At 70.4% G+C, this 16,680-nt stretch carries 13 protein-coding genes and 1 tRNA gene; 11 read left to right on the top strand and 3 right to left on the bottom strand.

All coding sequences use genetic code 11. The annotated features are described in order from the left end of the window. The 7 genes from ACIQMX_RS22185 (at window position 1) to ACIQMX_RS22215 (ending at window position 6,174) form a co-directional block, all read left to right on the top strand. On the top strand, window positions 1–522 hold the full coding sequence (locus tag ACIQMX_RS22185) for a cupin domain-containing protein (RefSeq protein ID WP_389059095.1): 522 nt from the start codon (window positions 1–3) through the stop codon (window positions 520–522). After that, window positions 522–1,280, top strand: coding sequence for an SDR family oxidoreductase (locus ACIQMX_RS22190; RefSeq protein WP_402480440.1), 759 nt, complete (start codon window positions 522–524; stop codon window positions 1,278–1,280). Before ACIQMX_RS22185 ends, ACIQMX_RS22190 begins: the two co-directional genes overlap by 1 nt. A 119-nt stretch (window positions 1,281–1,399) precedes the next feature. Next, complete coding sequence (locus ACIQMX_RS22195; RefSeq protein ID WP_402480443.1) at window positions 1,400–2,185, top strand: SDR family oxidoreductase; 786 nt, start codon at window positions 1,400–1,402, stop codon at window positions 2,183–2,185. A 34-nt stretch (window positions 2,186–2,219) separates the two neighbouring features. After that, window positions 2,220–3,890 (top strand): thiamine pyrophosphate-binding protein, encoded by a 1,671-nt coding sequence (locus tag ACIQMX_RS22200; RefSeq protein ID WP_402480446.1) that lies wholly within the window; start codon window positions 2,220–2,222, stop codon window positions 3,888–3,890. Further along, the gene (locus ACIQMX_RS22205; protein ID WP_402480449.1) at window positions 3,887–4,849 is read left to right on the top strand and encodes a PDR/VanB family oxidoreductase; all 963 of its coding nucleotides are present in this window, start codon (window positions 3,887–3,889) and stop codon (window positions 4,847–4,849) included. Before ACIQMX_RS22200 ends, ACIQMX_RS22205 begins: the two co-directional genes overlap by 4 nt. Window positions 4,850–4,871: 22 nt before the next feature. Continuing rightward, a complete protein-coding gene (locus ACIQMX_RS22210) occupies window positions 4,872–5,102 on the top strand; it encodes a recombinase-like helix-turn-helix domain-containing protein (protein WP_363070568.1) in 231 nt (76 codons plus the stop codon). Between the two features lie 7 nt (window positions 5,103–5,109). Beyond that, window positions 5,110–6,174 (top strand): Rieske 2Fe-2S domain-containing protein, encoded by a 1,065-nt coding sequence (locus ACIQMX_RS22215; RefSeq protein WP_402480452.1) that lies wholly within the window; start codon window positions 5,110–5,112, stop codon window positions 6,172–6,174. Window positions 6,175–6,325: 151 nt separating this feature from the next. On the opposite strand, the gene ACIQMX_RS22220 is transcribed toward ACIQMX_RS22215, so the two are convergent. Further along, entirely contained in the window at window positions 6,326–6,838 is a 513-nt protein-coding gene (locus ACIQMX_RS22220; protein ID WP_363070572.1) for a MarR family transcriptional regulator, read from the bottom strand. A gap of 125 nt (window positions 6,839–6,963) precedes the next feature. On the opposite strand from ACIQMX_RS22220, the gene pepN reads away from it, so the two are divergent. The 3 genes from pepN (at window position 6,964) to ACIQMX_RS22235 (ending at window position 12,685) form a co-directional block, all read left to right on the top strand. Continuing rightward, entirely contained in the window at window positions 6,964–9,492 is a 2,529-nt protein-coding gene (gene pepN / locus ACIQMX_RS22225) for an aminopeptidase N (protein ID WP_363070574.1), read from the top strand. 371 nt (window positions 9,493–9,863) lie between these two features. After that, window positions 9,864–11,270, top strand: coding sequence for a pyridoxal phosphate-dependent decarboxylase family protein (locus ACIQMX_RS22230; protein WP_402480456.1), 1,407 nt, complete (start codon window positions 9,864–9,866; stop codon window positions 11,268–11,270). Further along, on the top strand, window positions 11,267–12,685 hold the full coding sequence (locus ACIQMX_RS22235) for a lysine N(6)-hydroxylase/L-ornithine N(5)-oxygenase family protein (RefSeq protein WP_402480459.1): 1,419 nt from the start codon (window positions 11,267–11,269) through the stop codon (window positions 12,683–12,685). The genes ACIQMX_RS22230 and ACIQMX_RS22235 overlap by 4 nt, the downstream gene beginning before the upstream one ends. A 140-nt stretch (window positions 12,686–12,825) precedes the next feature. Here ACIQMX_RS22235 and ACIQMX_RS22240 read toward each other — a convergent pair whose 3' ends face one another. Continuing rightward, a complete protein-coding gene (locus tag ACIQMX_RS22240; protein WP_402480462.1) occupies window positions 12,826–14,625 on the bottom strand; it encodes a bifunctional metallophosphatase/5'-nucleotidase in 1,800 nt (599 codons plus the stop codon). Between the two features lie 345 nt (window positions 14,626–14,970). Between ACIQMX_RS22240 and pyk the strand changes: the two genes are divergently transcribed. Further along, a complete protein-coding gene (pyk, locus tag ACIQMX_RS22245) occupies window positions 14,971–16,404 on the top strand; it encodes a pyruvate kinase (RefSeq protein ID WP_363078093.1) in 1,434 nt (477 codons plus the stop codon). Window positions 16,405–16,568: 164 nt separating this feature from the next. Here pyk and ACIQMX_RS22250 read toward each other — a convergent pair. After that, window positions 16,569–16,651 (bottom strand) — tRNA-Leu (locus ACIQMX_RS22250). Window positions 16,652–16,680: the final 29 nt, after the last annotated feature.

Genomic DNA, 16,680 nt, shown 5'->3' on the forward strand with positions numbered 1-16,680 from the left:
GTGCCCATCGACAACACCCCGTACGAGACCGACGGCGACCTCGCGAAGTTCACCGACTCCCTCATCGCCACCAAGGACTCCCGCGAGCCCGACTGGAACACCCTCTCCTTCCAGGAGAAGGCCGGCGCGCAGTACCGCCGTGCCCAGATCCGCTACGTCGGCTCCGGCGCGACCGGCAACCACGAGAACGACAACCGCATCCTGCCGTCGGGCGGCTTCACCCTCTCCAACATGCTGCTCCCGCCGGGCGCCGAAGGCCCCGAGCACACCCACCACGACGTCGAGGAGGCCTTCTTCGTCCTGGAGGGCCAGGTCAAGGTCGGCATCCACCGCGGCGCCGACGAGGCCGAGTACCGCACCCTCGGCTACCGCGACATGATAGTGGTCCCCGCCGGAGTCGCCCGCTCCCTGAAGAACGAGGGCGACACCGACGCCCTGTTCTGCGTCATCATCGGCACCCGGAAGCCCCAGGTCCCGACCTACCCCGCGCACTCCCCGATGCACGGCATCACCCGCGACTGATGGCCACCGACGACACCCCCCGCACGGTCGTCGTCACCGGCGCCGGCCGCGGCCTGGGACTGGCCGCGGCCCGCCGGATCGGCAGCGACGGCCACCGCGTCGTCATCGCCGAACTCGACGAGACCACCGGCCGGCAGGCCGCCCGGGAACTGCGCGCCGAAGGCATCACCGCCGACTACCACCCGCTCGACGTCGCCGACCCCGGCTCCGCCGCCGCCCTGGCCGCCACCCTCGCCGGCGACGGCAGCCGGCTGCACGGCCTGGTCAACAACGCCGGACTCGCCAACGCGGTGGGCGGCAAACCCTTCCACGAGATCGACGTCGAGGCCTGGGACCGCATCATGACGGTCAACGCCCGCGGCCCCTGGCTCGTCGCCCGCGCCCTCCTCCCGCTCATGCGGGCGCAGGGCGGCGGACGCATCGTCAACCTCGCCTCGGACGCCGCCCTGTACGGATCGCCCCAACTCGCCCACTACATCGCCTCCAAGGGCGCCGTCATCTCCCTGACCCGGGCCATGGCGCGCGAGACCGGAGACCTCGGCATCACCGTCAACGCCGTCGCCCCCGGCCTCACCGAAGGGGAGTCAGCCGTCGACATCCCCGCCGAGCGCCACGAGCTGTACCGCCTCAACCGGGCCATCTCCCGCCCCCAGCAACCCGCCGACCTCGTCGGCCTCATCGCCTTCCTCATCGGCGACGAATCCGGCTACATCACCGGCCAGACCTTCGCCGTCAACGGCGGTTTCACGATGCAGTGAGCCACTCGGGCCCGCCCGGCCGGCACGTCGAACCAGGCAGGCGATCGAGGACACCCCGCACCGGGGTTCCCGGTGCCCCGCGGAGCCCCCGTACCCCGCCCCCAACCGCAAGGAACCCCATGGACCTCCGCCTGAAAGGCCACCGCGTCCTCGTCACCGGCGGCAGCTCCGGCGTCGGCCTCGCCACCGTCCGCATGCTGCTCGCAGAGGGCGCCCGCGTCGCCACCTGCGGCCGCCGCGCCGACGTCCTCGCCAAGGCCCTCGACGGCCTCGCCGGCCCGGACGCGCTCTACCACGCCCCCTGCGACGTACGCGACGAAGCCGCCGTACAGGCCTTCACCGAGGCCGCCGCCGGCCATCTCGGCGGCCTCGACGGACTCGTCAACAACGCCGGCGCCTCCCGGATGAAACCGTTCGCCGAGACCACCAACGACGACTGGCGCGACGAACTGGAGCTCAAGTTCTTCGGCGTCCTCAATCCGCTCAACGCCGCCCTGCCCCATCTGCGCGCCTCCGGGCACGCCTCCGTCGTCAACATCAACGCCGTCCTCGCCAAACAGCCCGAGACCGCGCTGATGACCACCAGCGCCGCCCGCGCCGGCATCCTCAACCTCTCCACCTCCCTGTCCAAGGAACTCGCCCCCGACGGCATCCGCGTCAACTCCGTCTGCCTCGGCCTCGTCGACACCGGGCAGTGGGAACGCCGCTACGCCGCCTCCGGCAGCCCCCTCGACTACGCCTCCTGGCAGAGCGCACTCGCCGCCGACCGCGGCATCGCGCTGGGGCGCCTCGGCAACGCCGACGAAGTCGCGTACGCCGTCACCGCCCTCCTCTCGCCCCGGGCCTCGTACATCACCGGCACCACCGTCGACGTCTGCGGCGGCGTCAACCGCGCCGTCGCGTAACCCCACACCCCACCACCCCTCAGGAGCACCCGACATGACCCGACCCAACGGCGGCGACCTGCTCGTCGAGACGCTGCGCGCACTCGGCGTCGACACGGTGTTCGGCATCGTCAGCGTGCACAACCTGCCGCTCGTCGAAGCCGTCGACCGGGACCTCCGCTTCGTCCCCGTCCGCCACGAAGCCGCAGCCGTCAACGCCGCCGACGGCTACGCCCGCGCCACCGGCAACCTCGGCTGCGCCCTCACCAGCACCGGTACGGGAGCCGGCAACGCGGCCGGCTCCCTCATCGAGTCCCTGAGCTCCGGCACCCCCGTCCTCCACATCACCGGACAGATCGACAGCGAGTACCTCGGCTCCGGACGCGGCTTCATCCACGAGACCAAGGACCAGCTCGGCATGCTCCGCGCGGTCTCCACCCACGCCGTCACCGTCACCGACGCCGAGAGCGCCGGCGACATCCTCCGCGACGCGGCGGCCCGCGCACTCACCGCCCCGCACGGTCCCGTCAGCGTCGAATGGCCCATCGACCTGCAGTTCGCCCCCCAGCGACTGGCCGGCACCCCCGTGCCGAAACCGGCCACCCCCGCCCTGCCCGACCCGGCACTCCTCGACGAAGCGGCCGCCCTGCTCTCCGCGGCCCGCCGCCCCCTCGTCTGGGCCGGCGGCGGGGCGGGCACCGCCCGCCCCGAACTCGCCGCACTCCTCGAAGCCCTGAACGCCGGACTCGTCACCTCCAACTCCGGCCGCGGCTCCGTCCCCGAGTCCGACGACCGCGTCCTCGGCAACTACGCCACCGCACCCGCCGGCCGCGCCCTGCTCGCCGAGGCCGACGTCCTGCTCTCCATCGGCACGCACTTCCGCTCCAACGAAACCGCCGACTACAGCCTCGGCCTCCCGCCCGTCCACATCCAGCTGGACCTGGACCCGGCAGCCCCCGGCCGTGTCTACCCCGCCACTGTCGCCCTGACCGGCGACGCCACCGCCGTACTCGCCGCACTCCTGGGACGCGTCACCAGCGGCGCCACGGAAACGGCCTGGCCGGCCCGCGTACGCAAGGCCCGCACCGACGCCCGGACCGCGCAACGCCACGCCATCGGACCCCAGGCCGCGATCAACGACGCCATCCGCGACGCCTGCCCGCCCGGATCCGTCATCGCCCGCGACGTCACCATCCCCTCCTCCACCTGGGGAAACCGCCTCCTGGAGATCACCGACCCGGCCACCAACGTCTTCCCGCGCGGCGGCGGCATCGGACAGGGCCTCGCCATGGGTATCGGTGCCGCACTCGGCCGCCCCGACACGCCCACCGTCGTCATCGCCGGCGACGGAGGCCTCGCCGTCCACCTCGGCGAACTCCTGACCCTCGCCCAGGAGAAGCCCGACCTCACCCTCCTCGTCTTCAACGACGGCGGCTACGGCGTCCTGCGCAACATGCAGGACAACCACTTCCCCCGCCGCTCCGGAGTCGACCTCACCACCCCCGACTTCGCCCTCCTCGCCGCGGCCGCCGGCCTCCCGTACGCACGGATCGCCGCCGAAGCGGATGCCGGACCCGTCATCAAGGAAGCCGTCGCCTCCCCGGGCCCCACCCTCGTCGAGATCGACCTCACCGCACTCGGCCCGATGAACACCCCGTTCACCCCGCCGGTCAAGCTCCCCGCCGCCGCTACCGATACCCCTGGACAGGGAGGCAACCCGTCATGACCACCGCCGAGGAACCCCGGCTCGACCTGCTCGTCCACCGCATGACCTGGGAGGCCGACGGCGTCCTGAGCATCGAACTCACCCACCCCGACGGGGAACCCCTCCCCGCCTGGCAGCCCGGCGCCCACATCGACGTACACACCGGCGGACACATCCGCCAGTACTCCCTGTGCTCCGACCCCGCCGACACCACCCACTGGCGCATCGGCGTCCTGCGCGAGCCCGCCTCCCGCGGCGGCTCCGCCCACCTCCACACCCAGCTCCGCCCCGGTCAGATCCTCCACGTCCAGGGCCCCCGCAACCACTTCGCACTCGACCCGGCGGGCGACGCCACCGGCTACCTCTTCATCGCCGGCGGCATCGGCATCACCCCGGTCCTCGCCATGGCCCGCGAAGCCGCCCGCACCAACACCCCTTGGCGCCTCGTCCACGGCGGCCGCACCCGTACCTCCATGGCGTTCGGCGCGGAACTCTCCGCCCTCGCCGAACTCCCGGGCGGCTCCATCGACTTCGTCCCCCAGGACGAACACGGCCACATCGACCTCGACACCCTCCTCGGCGACCTCGCCCCGGGCACCCAGGTCTACTGCTGCGGCCCCGAACCCCTCCTCGCCGCCGTCGAGGAACGCCATCCCGACGCCCGTACGGAGCGCTTCGCCGCCCCCGCCACCGCACCCCGCGACGGCGCGGACAGCGCGTTCGACGTCGTCTGCTCCCGCAGCGGACGCACTGTCGAGGTCGGCCCCGACACCTCCGTGCTCGACGCACTGGAGAGTGCCGGCATCCCCGTCGCCTCCTCCTGCCGCGACGGCATCTGCGGCACCTGCGAGACCAAGGTCCTCGAAGGCACCCCCGACCACCGCGACTTCCTGCTCACCGAGACCGAACGCGAAACCGGCGGCTCGATGATGCTCTGCGTCTCCCGCGCCCGCACCCCCCGCCTCGTACTCGACCTCTGACACGCCCCCGAAGGGAGCCGACATGTCCGGCCCGACCACCCCGCAGTACCTCGAGCCCCACCAGGCACGCAGCGCCGAGCCCACCCCGTACGAGAAGAAGCTCGCCGCAGTGATCGAGGAGGTCTTCGGCAGCGGAGCCCACGACCTGCCCGGCCTCGTCGCCGGACTCAACGCCCGCGACCTGCCGGCCCCCGACGGCAGCCCGTGGACCGAGGACACCTTCCGCAACGAGATGCGACGCCTGGGAGCGTGAGACGACCATGACCACCGACACCACCACCGTGCACCCGGGTACCCCCACCCGCCCCTCCGAAGTCGCCCGCCCCGGCAACCGCACCGCCGACCGGCTCTACGCCACCGGCATCCGCAACCAGTGGTACGCCGTCTGCCCGTCCGACTTCGTCCCCGCGGGAGGCATGAAGCGCCTCACCCTCCTCGGCGAGGAATGGCTCCTCTTCCGCCGCGCCGACGGCACCCTCCACATGCTGGAGGACCGCTGCCCCCACCGCGGCGCCCGCCTCTCCCTCGGCAAACACCTCGGCGACCGCATCGCCTGCTGGTACCACGGCGTCCAGGTCGACGGCACCGGCACCGTCGCCGCCGTACCCGGCCTGCCCGGCTGCAACCTCGAAGGCAAGCAACTCGTCGCCGCCCCCCACGTCATCGAGACCGCAGGCGGCATCCTCGCCTACTTCGGCGACAACGAGCACCCCGAACCCACCCCGCTCGTCCTCCCCGAACACCTCACGGACCCCGGCACCTCCGCGTTCCTCTGTTACGCCGAGTGGAACGTCAACTGGCGCTACGCCGTCGAGAACCTCCTCGACCCCATGCACGGCTCGTTCCTCCACCGCGACTCGCACAGCATGGCCGAGGGCCAGACCACCGCGCGCTTCCGCATCCGCGAGACCGAACGCGGTTTCTTCTTCGAGAAGACCGACCAGAGCGGCATCAACTTCGACTGGGTCGAGCTCTGCTGCACCGGCGTCGACTGGGTCGACCTCACCATCCCCTATCCGCCGACCGCCGGCCCGGGCGGACCCTTCGGCATCGTCGGCATGGCCACCCCCATCGACGAGAACCGCTGCGCCGTCTTCTTCTGGCGCTACCGCAAGGTCACCGACTGGCAGCGCGACACCTGGCGCTTCCTCTACAAGACGCTTCTGGAGGACCGCCACTGGGACGTCCTCGAACAGGACCGCATCATGCTGGAGGACCTGCGCGCCGACGCCGACCAGGCGGAGAACCTCTACCAGCACGACCTCGGCGTGGTCCGCGTCCGCCGCATGTACCGCACAGAAGCGGAAACCCAGGCGGCAGGCTGACCCCTCGGTCCTCAATCGCCCGGACAACGGCACGACAGCCGGCCCCGTGGATCCGCTCGGCCACCGGCACAATCAAGCCCGTCCGGCGATTGAGGACACCCCGCACCGGGGTCCCGGTGCCCCGCGGAGCGCCCCGTACCGGGAAACCGCCCTACTCGCCCGACTCCGCCGCCAGCACCGACCGCTCCAGCTTCTCCAGCAGCCCCGCCAACTGCGCGCACTCGGCGGGCGTCAGCCCAGCCAGCATCCGCCGCTCATTGTCCAGATGCTCCGAGAACAGCTCGTCGATCACCGACAGACCCTCGTCCGTCAGCCGCGAATGCACCACCCGGCGATCCTGTGGATCCCGCTCCCGCCGGATCAGCCCGTCCTTCTCCAGACGGTCTATCCGCAACGTCACCCCCGCCGAACTGATCAGCCCGGAATCGGCCAGCTCACCCGCCGTACGCCGGAACGGCGCCCCCGCCCGCCGCAGCGCCGTCAGCACATCGAAACCGGCCATCGACAGGCCCTTGCGCTCCACCGGCCGCGAGATCGCCGCGCTGTAGCGCAGGAACGCCCGGTGCAGCCTGCCGAACACCTCCAGCGGAGCCGTATCCAGCTCGGGCCGCTCCCGCCGCCAGTCCGCGACGATCGACGCCACCGCGTCCTGGTCCTTCGCCATCCCGCACCCCTCCACCCACGTACACGTCATCAAGAATCTTAGCCCTCAAAGGACCGCTCCGGGCCTCGTCAGCCCTGCGAGAACCCCCCTGCACACCGCCCACGGCATACGGCAGCATGGCTCCCATGTCCGTACTGATGCGCGATGAAGCGCAGGCCCGAGCCCAGTTCCTCGACGTACAGCGGTACACGATCGACCTCGATCTGACCGCGGGGGAGGAGACCTTCGACTCCCGTACCGTCATCCAGTTCACCGCCCTCGCCGCCGGTGACACCTTCGTCGAGCTCAAGCCCGCCACCTTGCGCTCCATCAGCCTCGACGGGCACCCCCTGGACCCCGCGGACCTCGACGAGAACCGCTTCCCCCTCACCGCCCTCACCGCCGGCCCCCACGAACTGCGTGTCGACGCCGCCATGCGCTACTCCCGCACCGGCGAAGGCATGCACCGCTTCACCGACCCCACCGACGGCGAGACCTACGTCTACACCCAGCTCTTCATGGAAGACGTCCAGCGCGTCTTCGCCGCGTTCGACCAGCCCGACCTCAAGTCCGTCTTCGCCCTCACCGTCACCGCCCCCGAAGGCTGGACGGTCCTCGGCAACGGCATCGCCCGTCACACCGGCGACGGACACTGGACCCTGGCCCCCACCCCCCTCGTCTCCACCTATCTCGTCGCCATCGCCGCAGGCCCCTGGCACTCCGTGAACACCGAGCACGCCGGACTGCCCTTCGGGATCCACTGCCGCCGCTCCCTGGCCCCCCACCTCGACGCCGACGCCGACGAGATCCTCGACATCACCCGCGCCTGCTTCGACCGGTTCCAGGAGAAGTTCGACGAGCCCTACCCGTTCGACTCCTACGACCAGGCCTTCGTCCCCGAATTCAACGCGGGCGCCATGGAGAACCCCGGCCTCGTCACCTTCCGCGACGAGTTCGTCTACCGCTCCGCCGTCACCGACACCGAACGCCAGACCCGCGGCATGGTCATCGCCCACGAAATGGCCCACATGTGGTTCGGCGACCTCGTCACCCTCGCCTGGTGGGACGACATCTGGCTGAACGAGTCCTTCGCCGAGTACATGGGTTACCAGACCCTCGCCGAAGCCACCCGTTTCACCGACACCTGGGTCGACTTCGGTGTCGCGCGCAAGGGCTGGGGATACGACGCCGACCAGCGCCCCTCCACCCACCCGGTCGCCCCCGACCCCGCCGCCGTCCCCGACACCGCCTCCGCGATGCTCAACTTCGACGGCATCTCGTACGCCAAGGGCGCGTCCGCCCTGCGCCAGCTCGTCGCCTGGCTCGGCGAGAAGGACTTCCTGGCCGGCATCAACACCCACTTCGCCCGCCACAAGTTCGGCAACGCCACCCTCGCCGACTTCATCGACAACCTCGCCTCCGCCACCGACCGCGACGTCCACGCCTGGGCCGACCAGTGGCTGCGCACCACCGGAGTCGACACCCTCACGCCCCGCATCGCCGAGAGCGACACCACCTGGTCCCTCACCGTCGACCACCGCGGCACCCGCCCCCACCGCATCACCGTCGGCACCTACGACCACGCCATCGACACCCAGTCCGGCCCCGACCGCCTCGTCCTGCGCGACCGCTTCGACATCGGCATCCCCCAGGACGGCGACGCCACCCCGCAGGACGGCGACGGCGCCACCACCCGCCCCGGCCGCCGGCCCGCCCTCGTCGTCCTCAACGACAACGACCTCACCTACGCCAAGATCCGCCTCGACCCGGACTCCTGGACCACCCTCCAGGCCGGCCTCTCCGGCATCCCCGACGCCCTCACCCGCGCCGTCGTGTGGAACGCCGCCCGCGACATGGTCCGCGACGGCGAACTCGCCCCCGCCACCTACCTCGAAGCCGCCCGCACCCACCTCCCGCACGAAACCGACCTCGCCCTCCTGCAAGGCGTTCTCGCCTTCGCCGACACCCAGGTCGCCGCCCGCTACATCACCCCCCAGGACCGGCCCGCCGCCCTCGCCACCCTCACCGCCCTCACCCGCGACCTCATCCGCCGCACCGAGGACGGCACCCGGCCCGGCCTCCGCCTCACCGCCGTACGCCACTTCATCGACGCCGCCACCCAGCCCGACACCATCCACGGCTGGCTCACCGAAGGCACCGTCCCCGGCGGCCCCGAGCTCGACCCCGAGCTCCGCTGGCGCATCCTCACCCGACTCGCCGTCCTCGGCGCCACCGACGAACAGGCCATCGCCGCCGCGCTCGAAGCCGACCCCAGTGCCACCGGCCAGGAAGGCGCCGCCCGCTGCCGCGCCGCCCTGCCCACCCCCGAGGCCAAGGCCGCAGCCTGGCACGCCATGTTCACCGAGGACACCCTCTCCAACTACCTGTTCACCGCCACCGCCCAAGGCTTCTGGCAGCCCGAACAGGCCGACCTCGTCACCTCGTACGTGCCCCGCTACTACCCGGACGCCACCGCACTGGCCGTCCGCCGCGGCCCCGCGATCGCCGAAGCCGCCGGGCGCTACGCCTTCCCCGCCTTCGCCGTCGACGCAGAGAGCCTCCGCCTCGGCGAGCAGGCCCTCGACGACCAAGCACTCATCCCCGCCCTGCGCCGCAAACTCACCGACCAGATCGACGACCTGCGCCGCGCCCTCACGGTCCGCAACGCGCACTGACCCCACCCCCGCACACCACGCGCAACCGCACCACCTGTGCCCGGCCCGTCCTCATCCCGAGGGCGGGCCGGGCACAGCCATAGCCGGGCACAGCCATAGCCGAGCACACCCATCTCCGGATACGCAGCCACCTCAACGGCACAGGCACCCACCCAGCTCAACGGCACAGACACCCACCCACCGCCTCCCGAACCCCAACGACACAGACACCCACACCCCCGCGCACCCCTACCACCCGGCCCCCTCCTCAAAGCCCCCAAGCGCCCACCCATCCCCCTTTCGAGTTCAGATCACCAGGCTCCTCGGCAACGCCCACCGAAACCCGGACAAGCTGCATGTCCACCCGTGTGCACCCGAAGGGCCACCCAGCCATGCCCACCCCGCCCCTCGCCGGTTCCACCACCGGCGCCACCGCCCTGCGCCCCCTCATCGACACCGTCCTCACCGCACTCCAAGAAGGCGCCCGCCGCCGCGACGGCCCCCTTCCCGCCGGTGGGCCCGACACCGTCACCGCCCACATGCGCACCGCCCTCGACCCCCTCATCCCCGAGCACGGCACGGGCCCCCATCACGCCCTCGCCACCCTCATCGGCGCCCTCACCGAAGGTGCCGCCGACCCCGCGGACCCCCTCTGCGCGGCGCACCTCCACACCCCGCCCCTGGCCCTCGCCACCGCCGCCGACCTCGCGGCCTCCGCACTCAACCCCTCCATGGACTCCTGGGACCAGGCCCCCGCCGCCTCCGCCCTGGAAGCCGACACCACCGCAGCGCTGGCCGCCGAGATCTACCCCCACCACCCCCGCCCCGACGCCCTCATCACGACCGGCGGCACCGAAGCCAACCAACTCGCCCTCCTCCTCGCCCGAGAACGCCACGGCCCCACCCTCCAGACCGTCACCGGCACCAACGCGCACCACAGCATCACCCGCGCCGCCTGGCTCCTCGGCCTCCCCACACCCCTCACCGTCCCCGCCCCCGACGGCACCATCGACCTCACCGCACTCCACCACACCCTCGCCGACCAGCAGGGACACCGCCCCCTCCTCGTCGCCGCCACGGCGGGCACCACCGACACCGGCCAGATCGACCCCCTGACCGCCATCGCCGACCTCTGCGACGCCCACGGCGCCGAACTCCACATCGACGCCGCCTACGGCGGACCCCTCCTCCTCAGCCCCACCCACCGCCACAAAGTCGCCGGCCTCGACCGCGCCCACAGCGTCACCCTCGACCTCCACAAACTCGGCTGGCAACCCGCGTCAGCCGGCATCCTCGCCGTCCCCGACCACCACCGCCTCGACGCACTCCACCACCAGGCCCCCTACCTCAACGCCGACGACGACACCCGAGCCGGACTTCCCGACCTCCTCGGCCGGTCGCTGCGCACCACCCGCCGCCCCGACGTACTCAAGATCGCCGTCACCCTCCAAGCGCTCGGCCGCACCGGACTCGCCGACCTCATCGACCGCACCTGCACCGCCGCCCACCACCTCGCCGACCTCATCACCAAGCACCCCACCCTCGACCTCTACGACCGCCCCACCCTCACCACCGTCCTCTTCCGCCCCAGCGACGCCGACGACCACACCGTCGCCACCATCCGCCGCACCCTCCTCACCCGAGGCCACGCCGTACTCGGCCGCACCCATGCCCACGGCCACCTCTGGCTCAAAGCCACCCTCCTGAACCCCCACACCACCCCCGACGACCTCGACAGACTTCTCGGCCTCGTCACCCGCCTCACCACCGAACTCACAGAGAGCAGCCCGAACCGATGACAGCCCGGACCGACCGGCCCACCCCCGAGACCGATCAGCCCCACGACCTCGTCGGCATCGGCATCGGCCCGTTCAACCTCTCCCTCGCCGCCCTCACCCACGGCCTCCCCAACCCCCTCGCCGCCACCTTCTACGACCAGTGCCCCGCCTTCCACTGGCACCCCGGCCTCCTCATCGACGGCGCCAGCCTCCAAGTCCCCTTCCTCGCCGACCTCGTCACCCTCGCCGACCCCACCAGCCCCTGGACCCTCCTGAACTACCTGCGCACCCGCGACCGGCTCTTCCCCTTCTACTTCGCCGAGCGCTTCCACATCCAACGCGCCGAATACGACGCCTACTGCCGCTGGGTCAGCCAGGAACTCCCCGGCCTCCACTTCGGCCACCAGGTCGACGCCATCCGCTGGAACCCCGAGAACGCCTACTTCGAAGTCGACTTCACCCAGCTCGACGCCCACGGCGAAGCCGAAGCGCTCGGCCGCGCCCACACCCGCAACATCGCCCTCGGGATCGGTACCGAACCCCACATCCCCGAGCCCCTCAAGCCCCTCGCCGACGCGGGAACCGTCCCCGTCATCCACTCCGCCGACTACCTCGAGCACCGCCGGAAGCTCCTCGACGCCGAACACATCACCGTCATCGGCTCAGGGCAGTCCGGTGCCGAGATCTTCCTCGACCTCCTCCGCGCCCGCCCTGCCGGCCGGGAGAAACTCCACTGGCTCGCCCGCACCCCCGCCTTCGCACCCATGGAGTACTCCAAACTCGGCCTCGAACACTTCACCCCCGACTACACCCGCTACTTCCACGCCCTCCCCGAGGCCGTGCGCGACCAACTCGTGCCCCACCAGTGGCAACTCCACAAGGGCATCGACCACGACACCATCACCGCCATCCACGACGAGCTCTACCGCCGCACCCTCCACGGCGGATGGCCCGACGCCACCCTCACCCCCGGCGTCACCGTCCGTACGGCGGGCCGCGTCGCCGCCACCCGCGTCGAGCTCCACCTCGAACACGCCCAGCAAGGCACCCGCACCCGCCTCACCACCGACGCCGTCGTCCTCGCCACCGGCTACCGCGAACGCCCCCTCGACCCGATGCTCGACAGTCTCGGCACCCATCTGCGCCGCGACACCGCCGGGCGCCCCCGCATCGACCACCACTACCGCCTCGACCTCGACCCCGCCATCACCGGCAGCATCTACGTACAGAATGCCGAGCGCCACACCCACGGAGTCGGCGCCCCCGACCTCGGCCTCGCCGCCTGGCGCAGCGCCACGATCCTGAACCACCTCACCGGCACCACCCCCTACCCGCTCCCGCGACGCACCGCCTTCACCACCTTCGGCCTCGCCCCCCAGAACACCGGCATCCCCCCACAGAACCCCGTTCTCATCCCTCTCGCCCAAGGCAACTGACCCCCGGCGCACACAGAAGGGCGGCCGCCCACCTCCCACGAAGGAAGCAGAGCGGCCGCCCGCGCACACCAGCCGGGACAGCCCTTGATGCCGTGGCAGGCGACGTTCGCCCTGTCGCACCAGCACTGCCCGCCGCGGTACTAGAACACCGGCGTACCGTCCCGCGTCAGACGCCAGTCCACCGAAGCGAACTCGGCACCGTCCACCGAACCCTTCGCCTGCACCCACGCGATGATCGTGTTCCGGATCTCCTCCGAATTCGCCCACAGCTGCTTGGCGGCCGGCACGTGCGGGAAGTTGCCCCCACCGCTCGCCCGGTAGTTGTTCACCGCCAGGACGAACTGCGCCGCGGGATCGATCGCCTTCCCCTCGAACGACAGACCCACGATCCGCGAACCGTTCGGCTTCGCGATGTCGATGTCGTACGTCAGACCGGACACCGCGTCGTAGTTGTAGTCGGGAGTGTTGTCCGCGTTCGTCAGCTTCGCCGTGTCCACCGGCGCACCCGCCGCCGTCTGTACGTAGTACCGCGCCGAGAACTCCAGATAGTCCTTGATCTGCGCGCCCGTCAGCAGCCGTGCCTCAAGCGTGTTCTCGAACGGATAGAGACCCGCGGCGTCCTTGATCGTCACATCGCCCGCGGGAATCTGCGCCGTACGCGAGAAGCACGAGGCCTGCGACAGCACCGGCAGCGCCGCGTACGCGCCACCTGCCAGAGCCGCCTTCACCGTCTCCGCCTGGACGACGTTGATCAGGTCGATGATCGGCTCGTCCTTCCACGCCGCCTCGGCCGTCGTCATCGCGGCGGTCGACGTACCGATCACCTGGTTGACGTAGGCGACCACCTTCTTGTGCTCGTCCGCCAGCATCCTCGTGATCTTCGGGTCCTCGGCCACCGTGTTCGAGTTCAACACCTGCGAACCGGCCTTCTCGACCACCCAGCGGCCCTTCTCCCACACCAGATCGAAGTCGAACAACGTCAGCCGCTGCCCCCACTTCAACGGCTCCGACAGCACGACCTTCTTGCCGGTCTGCTTGTTCTCCACGAAGTACTCGGGAATCTCCAGATGCGCGTGACCCACCAGAATCGCGTCGATCCCCGGCACCTGCTCCGCCACCAGACCCGCCGCGTTCTCGACGTACGGAATCTGATCGCCGTACGACGACGTCCCGCTGTTCCCCGAATGCGCCGACACGATCACCACGTCCGCACCCATCGAACGAAGCCGCGGAACGTACTTTGCCGCCTGCTCCTCAAGGCCGGGGAACACCATCTTCCCGCCCACGTTCGCCTTGTCCCAGATCGCGATGCCCGGGTTGGTCAGACCCAGGATCGCCACCTTGACGTCCCGGCCGTGCGGCGTACGCAGCTTCTTGATCACATACGGGGCGAACGCCGGCCGCAGCGTCCTGGCATCCAGCGCGTTCGCACCCAGCAGCGGGAAATCACACTGCTCCTCGAACTTCCGCAGCACCGGAATGCCGTAATTGAACTCGTGATTGCCCAGCGCCGCCGCGTCATAGCCGATCGCGTTCATCGCCTGCGCCATCGGGTGAACCGGCCCGCGCTTCGCGGTGATCGGATCGATCTTCGCGTAGTAGTACGACAACTGCGTGCCCTGGATCGTGTCACCCGCATCGATCATCAGGGTGTTGTGGCGGCCCTTCTCCCGGCGCACCTGGTCCACCAGCGTCGAGATCTTCGCCAGGCCGACGTCGTTGTGCGCCTTGTCGTCGAACTCCTTGTCGGTGAAGTAGTCCCAGTTGAAGACGTTCCCGTGCAGGTCCGTCGTCCCCATCACGGTGAACGAGTACCGCTTCGGCGGACGCCCGTGCCCCCGGCCATGCGCCTCGGCCGGCACCGCGGTACCGCCCGCGATCGCCACGCCGGCACCGGCCGCGGCCGATGTGCCCAGGAACGTCCTTCGGTTCAGCGGCATCTCGTCTCCCACATCTCTGTTCTCTCCGTGCACAGTTCTGTCCGTACACAACGCGCGTAGACCCCACGCACGCGTGGACAACGCGCGTAGATAATCACCCACGCACCGCCCCGGGCAACACCCCCGACAGGTTTCTATTCGGTGACCTCCGCACCCCCACCCGGTTGCCACCGCGAACCCGCAGCCGGGACCACTCACCCCCCACCCCCTGGCGCCCGCCGCCGAACGCTCATCCGAGCACTCCGCCGCACAATTCAACACTTGTCAAAAACCCTTCACCCAAAGGCCGTTGACCCGTCATGTGCGACCAATTAACTACCCGTAGGTAAGGTTTAGGCTCGCCCTATGCGCCGAGCCAAAATCGTTTGCACACTGGGACCCGCCACCGACACATACGACCAGATCAAAGCGCTGGTCGACGCGGGAATGGACATCGCCCGCCTCAACCTCAGCCACGGCACCTACGCCGAACACGAAGACCGCTACCACCGTGTACGCAAGGCATCCGACGAAGCCGGACGCAGCGTCGGCATCCTCGCCGACCTTCAAGGCCCGAAGATCCGCCTCGGACGCTTCCGTGAAGGCCCCGTACTCCTTGAACGCGGCGACGACTTCACCATCACCGTCGAACCGATGGAAGGCGACCGCCACACCTGCGGAACCACCTACACCGGCCTCAACGCCGACGTCACCGCAGGGGAACGCATCCTCGTCGACGACGGCCGCGTGACCCTGGAGGTCACCCGGGTCGACGGCCCCCGCGTCCACACCACCGTCATCGAAGGCGGCATGGTCTCCGACCACAAGGGCCTGAACCTCCCCGGCGTCGCCGTCTCGGTCCCCGCCCTCTCCGAGAAGGACATCGAAGACCTCCGCTGGGCCCTGCGCACCGGCGCCGACGTCATCGCCCTGTCCTTCGTCCGCAGCGGACGCGACATCGAGGACGTCCACCGCATCATGGACGAGGAGGGCCGCCGCCTCCCCGTCATCGCCAAGGTCGAGAAGCCCCAGGCCGTCGAGAACATCGACGACATCGTCGCGGCCTTCGACGGCATCATGGTCGCCCGGGGCGACCTCGGCGTCGAGATGCCGCTGGAGCAGGTCCCGATCGTCCAGAAGCGCGCCGTCAAACTCGCCAAGCGCAACGCCAAGCCGGTCATCGTCGCCACCCAGATGCTCGACTCGATGATCGACAACTCCCGGCCCACCCGCGCCGAGGCCTCCGACGTCGCCAACGCCGTCATCGACGGCACGGACGCGGTGATGCTCTCCGGCGAGACGAGCGTGGGCAAGTACCCCATCGAGACGGTACGCACGATGTCCCGCATCGTGGAGGCGGCGGAGGAGGACATCCTCGCCAAGGGCCTGCCCCCGCTCACCGAGCGCAACAAGCCCCGCACCCAGGGCGGCGCTGTCGCCCGCGCGGCAGCGGAGATGGGTGACTTCCTCGGCGCGAAGTTCCTGGTGGCCTTCACCCAGAGCGGTGACACGGTCAAGCGCCTGTCCCGCTACCGCTCACCCATCCCGCTCCTGGCCTTCACCCCGGATCCGGCCACCCGCTCCCAGCTGAACCTCACGTGGGGCGTGGAGACGTTCCTGGGGCCGCACGTGGACTCGACGGACGCGATGGTGGCGCAGGTCGACGAGGAACTGCTCAAGATCGGCCGCTGTCAGAAGGGTGACGTGGTCGTCATCACGGCGGGCTCGCCGCCGGGCGTCGCGGGCTCGACGAACCTGGTGCGCGTGCATCACATCGGAGAGGACGACAGCCCGAAGTAGGGCGCGTCGGTTCCGGCCCGACGTGTGCATCCATGACGCGACGGATGCCCCCGTCGGGCGACGGCGACCCCTTCCAGCGGTCGTGGGGCCACGATGAGCGAGCATGCATCGCCGCAGGCAACAGAAAACGGATGTTCACGAGAGGGTGAACATCCGCTTTGCTGTGCCGGGTGCGGGAGTCGAACCCGCACGCCCTTTCGGGCAGATTGGTTTGAGCAATCAGCGTCTGCCATTCCGCCAACCCGGCTGGGTGCGATTCGCAGTGTACCGGGTCAC

The sequence above is a fragment of the Streptomyces sp. NPDC091416 genome (genome assembly GCF_044756845.1).
Classification (GTDB): domain Bacteria; phylum Actinomycetota; class Actinomycetes; order Streptomycetales; family Streptomycetaceae; genus Streptomyces.

What these genes read in the sequence shown, in the direction of transcription:
- ACIQMX_RS22240 (WP_402480462.1), bottom strand. Translation starts at nt 14,625, where the DNA reads ATGCCGCTGAACCGAAGGACGTTCCTGGGCACATCGGCCGCGGCCGGT.
- ACIQMX_RS22205 (WP_402480449.1), top strand. Translation starts at nt 3,887, where the DNA reads ATGACCACCGCCGAGGAACCCCGGCTCGACCTGCTCGTCCACCGCATG.
- ACIQMX_RS22220 (WP_363070572.1), bottom strand. Translation starts at nt 6,838, where the DNA reads ATGGCGAAGGACCAGGACGCGGTGGCGTCGATCGTCGCGGACTGGCGG.
- ACIQMX_RS22215 (WP_402480452.1), top strand. Translation starts at nt 5,110, where the DNA reads ATGACCACCGACACCACCACCGTGCACCCGGGTACCCCCACCCGCCCC.
- pepN (WP_363070574.1), top strand. Translation starts at nt 6,964, where the DNA reads ATGTCCGTACTGATGCGCGATGAAGCGCAGGCCCGAGCCCAGTTCCTC.
- ACIQMX_RS22200 (WP_402480446.1), top strand. Translation starts at nt 2,220, where the DNA reads ATGACCCGACCCAACGGCGGCGACCTGCTCGTCGAGACGCTGCGCGCA.
- ACIQMX_RS22195 (WP_402480443.1), top strand. Translation starts at nt 1,400, where the DNA reads ATGGACCTCCGCCTGAAAGGCCACCGCGTCCTCGTCACCGGCGGCAGC.
- ACIQMX_RS22190 (WP_402480440.1), top strand. Translation starts at nt 522, where the DNA reads ATGGCCACCGACGACACCCCCCGCACGGTCGTCGTCACCGGCGCCGGC.
- pyk (WP_363078093.1), top strand. Translation starts at nt 14,971, where the DNA reads ATGCGCCGAGCCAAAATCGTTTGCACACTGGGACCCGCCACCGACACA.
- ACIQMX_RS22210 (WP_363070568.1), top strand. Translation starts at nt 4,872, where the DNA reads ATGTCCGGCCCGACCACCCCGCAGTACCTCGAGCCCCACCAGGCACGC.
- ACIQMX_RS22230 (WP_402480456.1), top strand. Translation starts at nt 9,864, where the DNA reads ATGCCCACCCCGCCCCTCGCCGGTTCCACCACCGGCGCCACCGCCCTG.
- ACIQMX_RS22235 (WP_402480459.1), top strand. Translation starts at nt 11,267, where the DNA reads ATGACAGCCCGGACCGACCGGCCCACCCCCGAGACCGATCAGCCCCAC.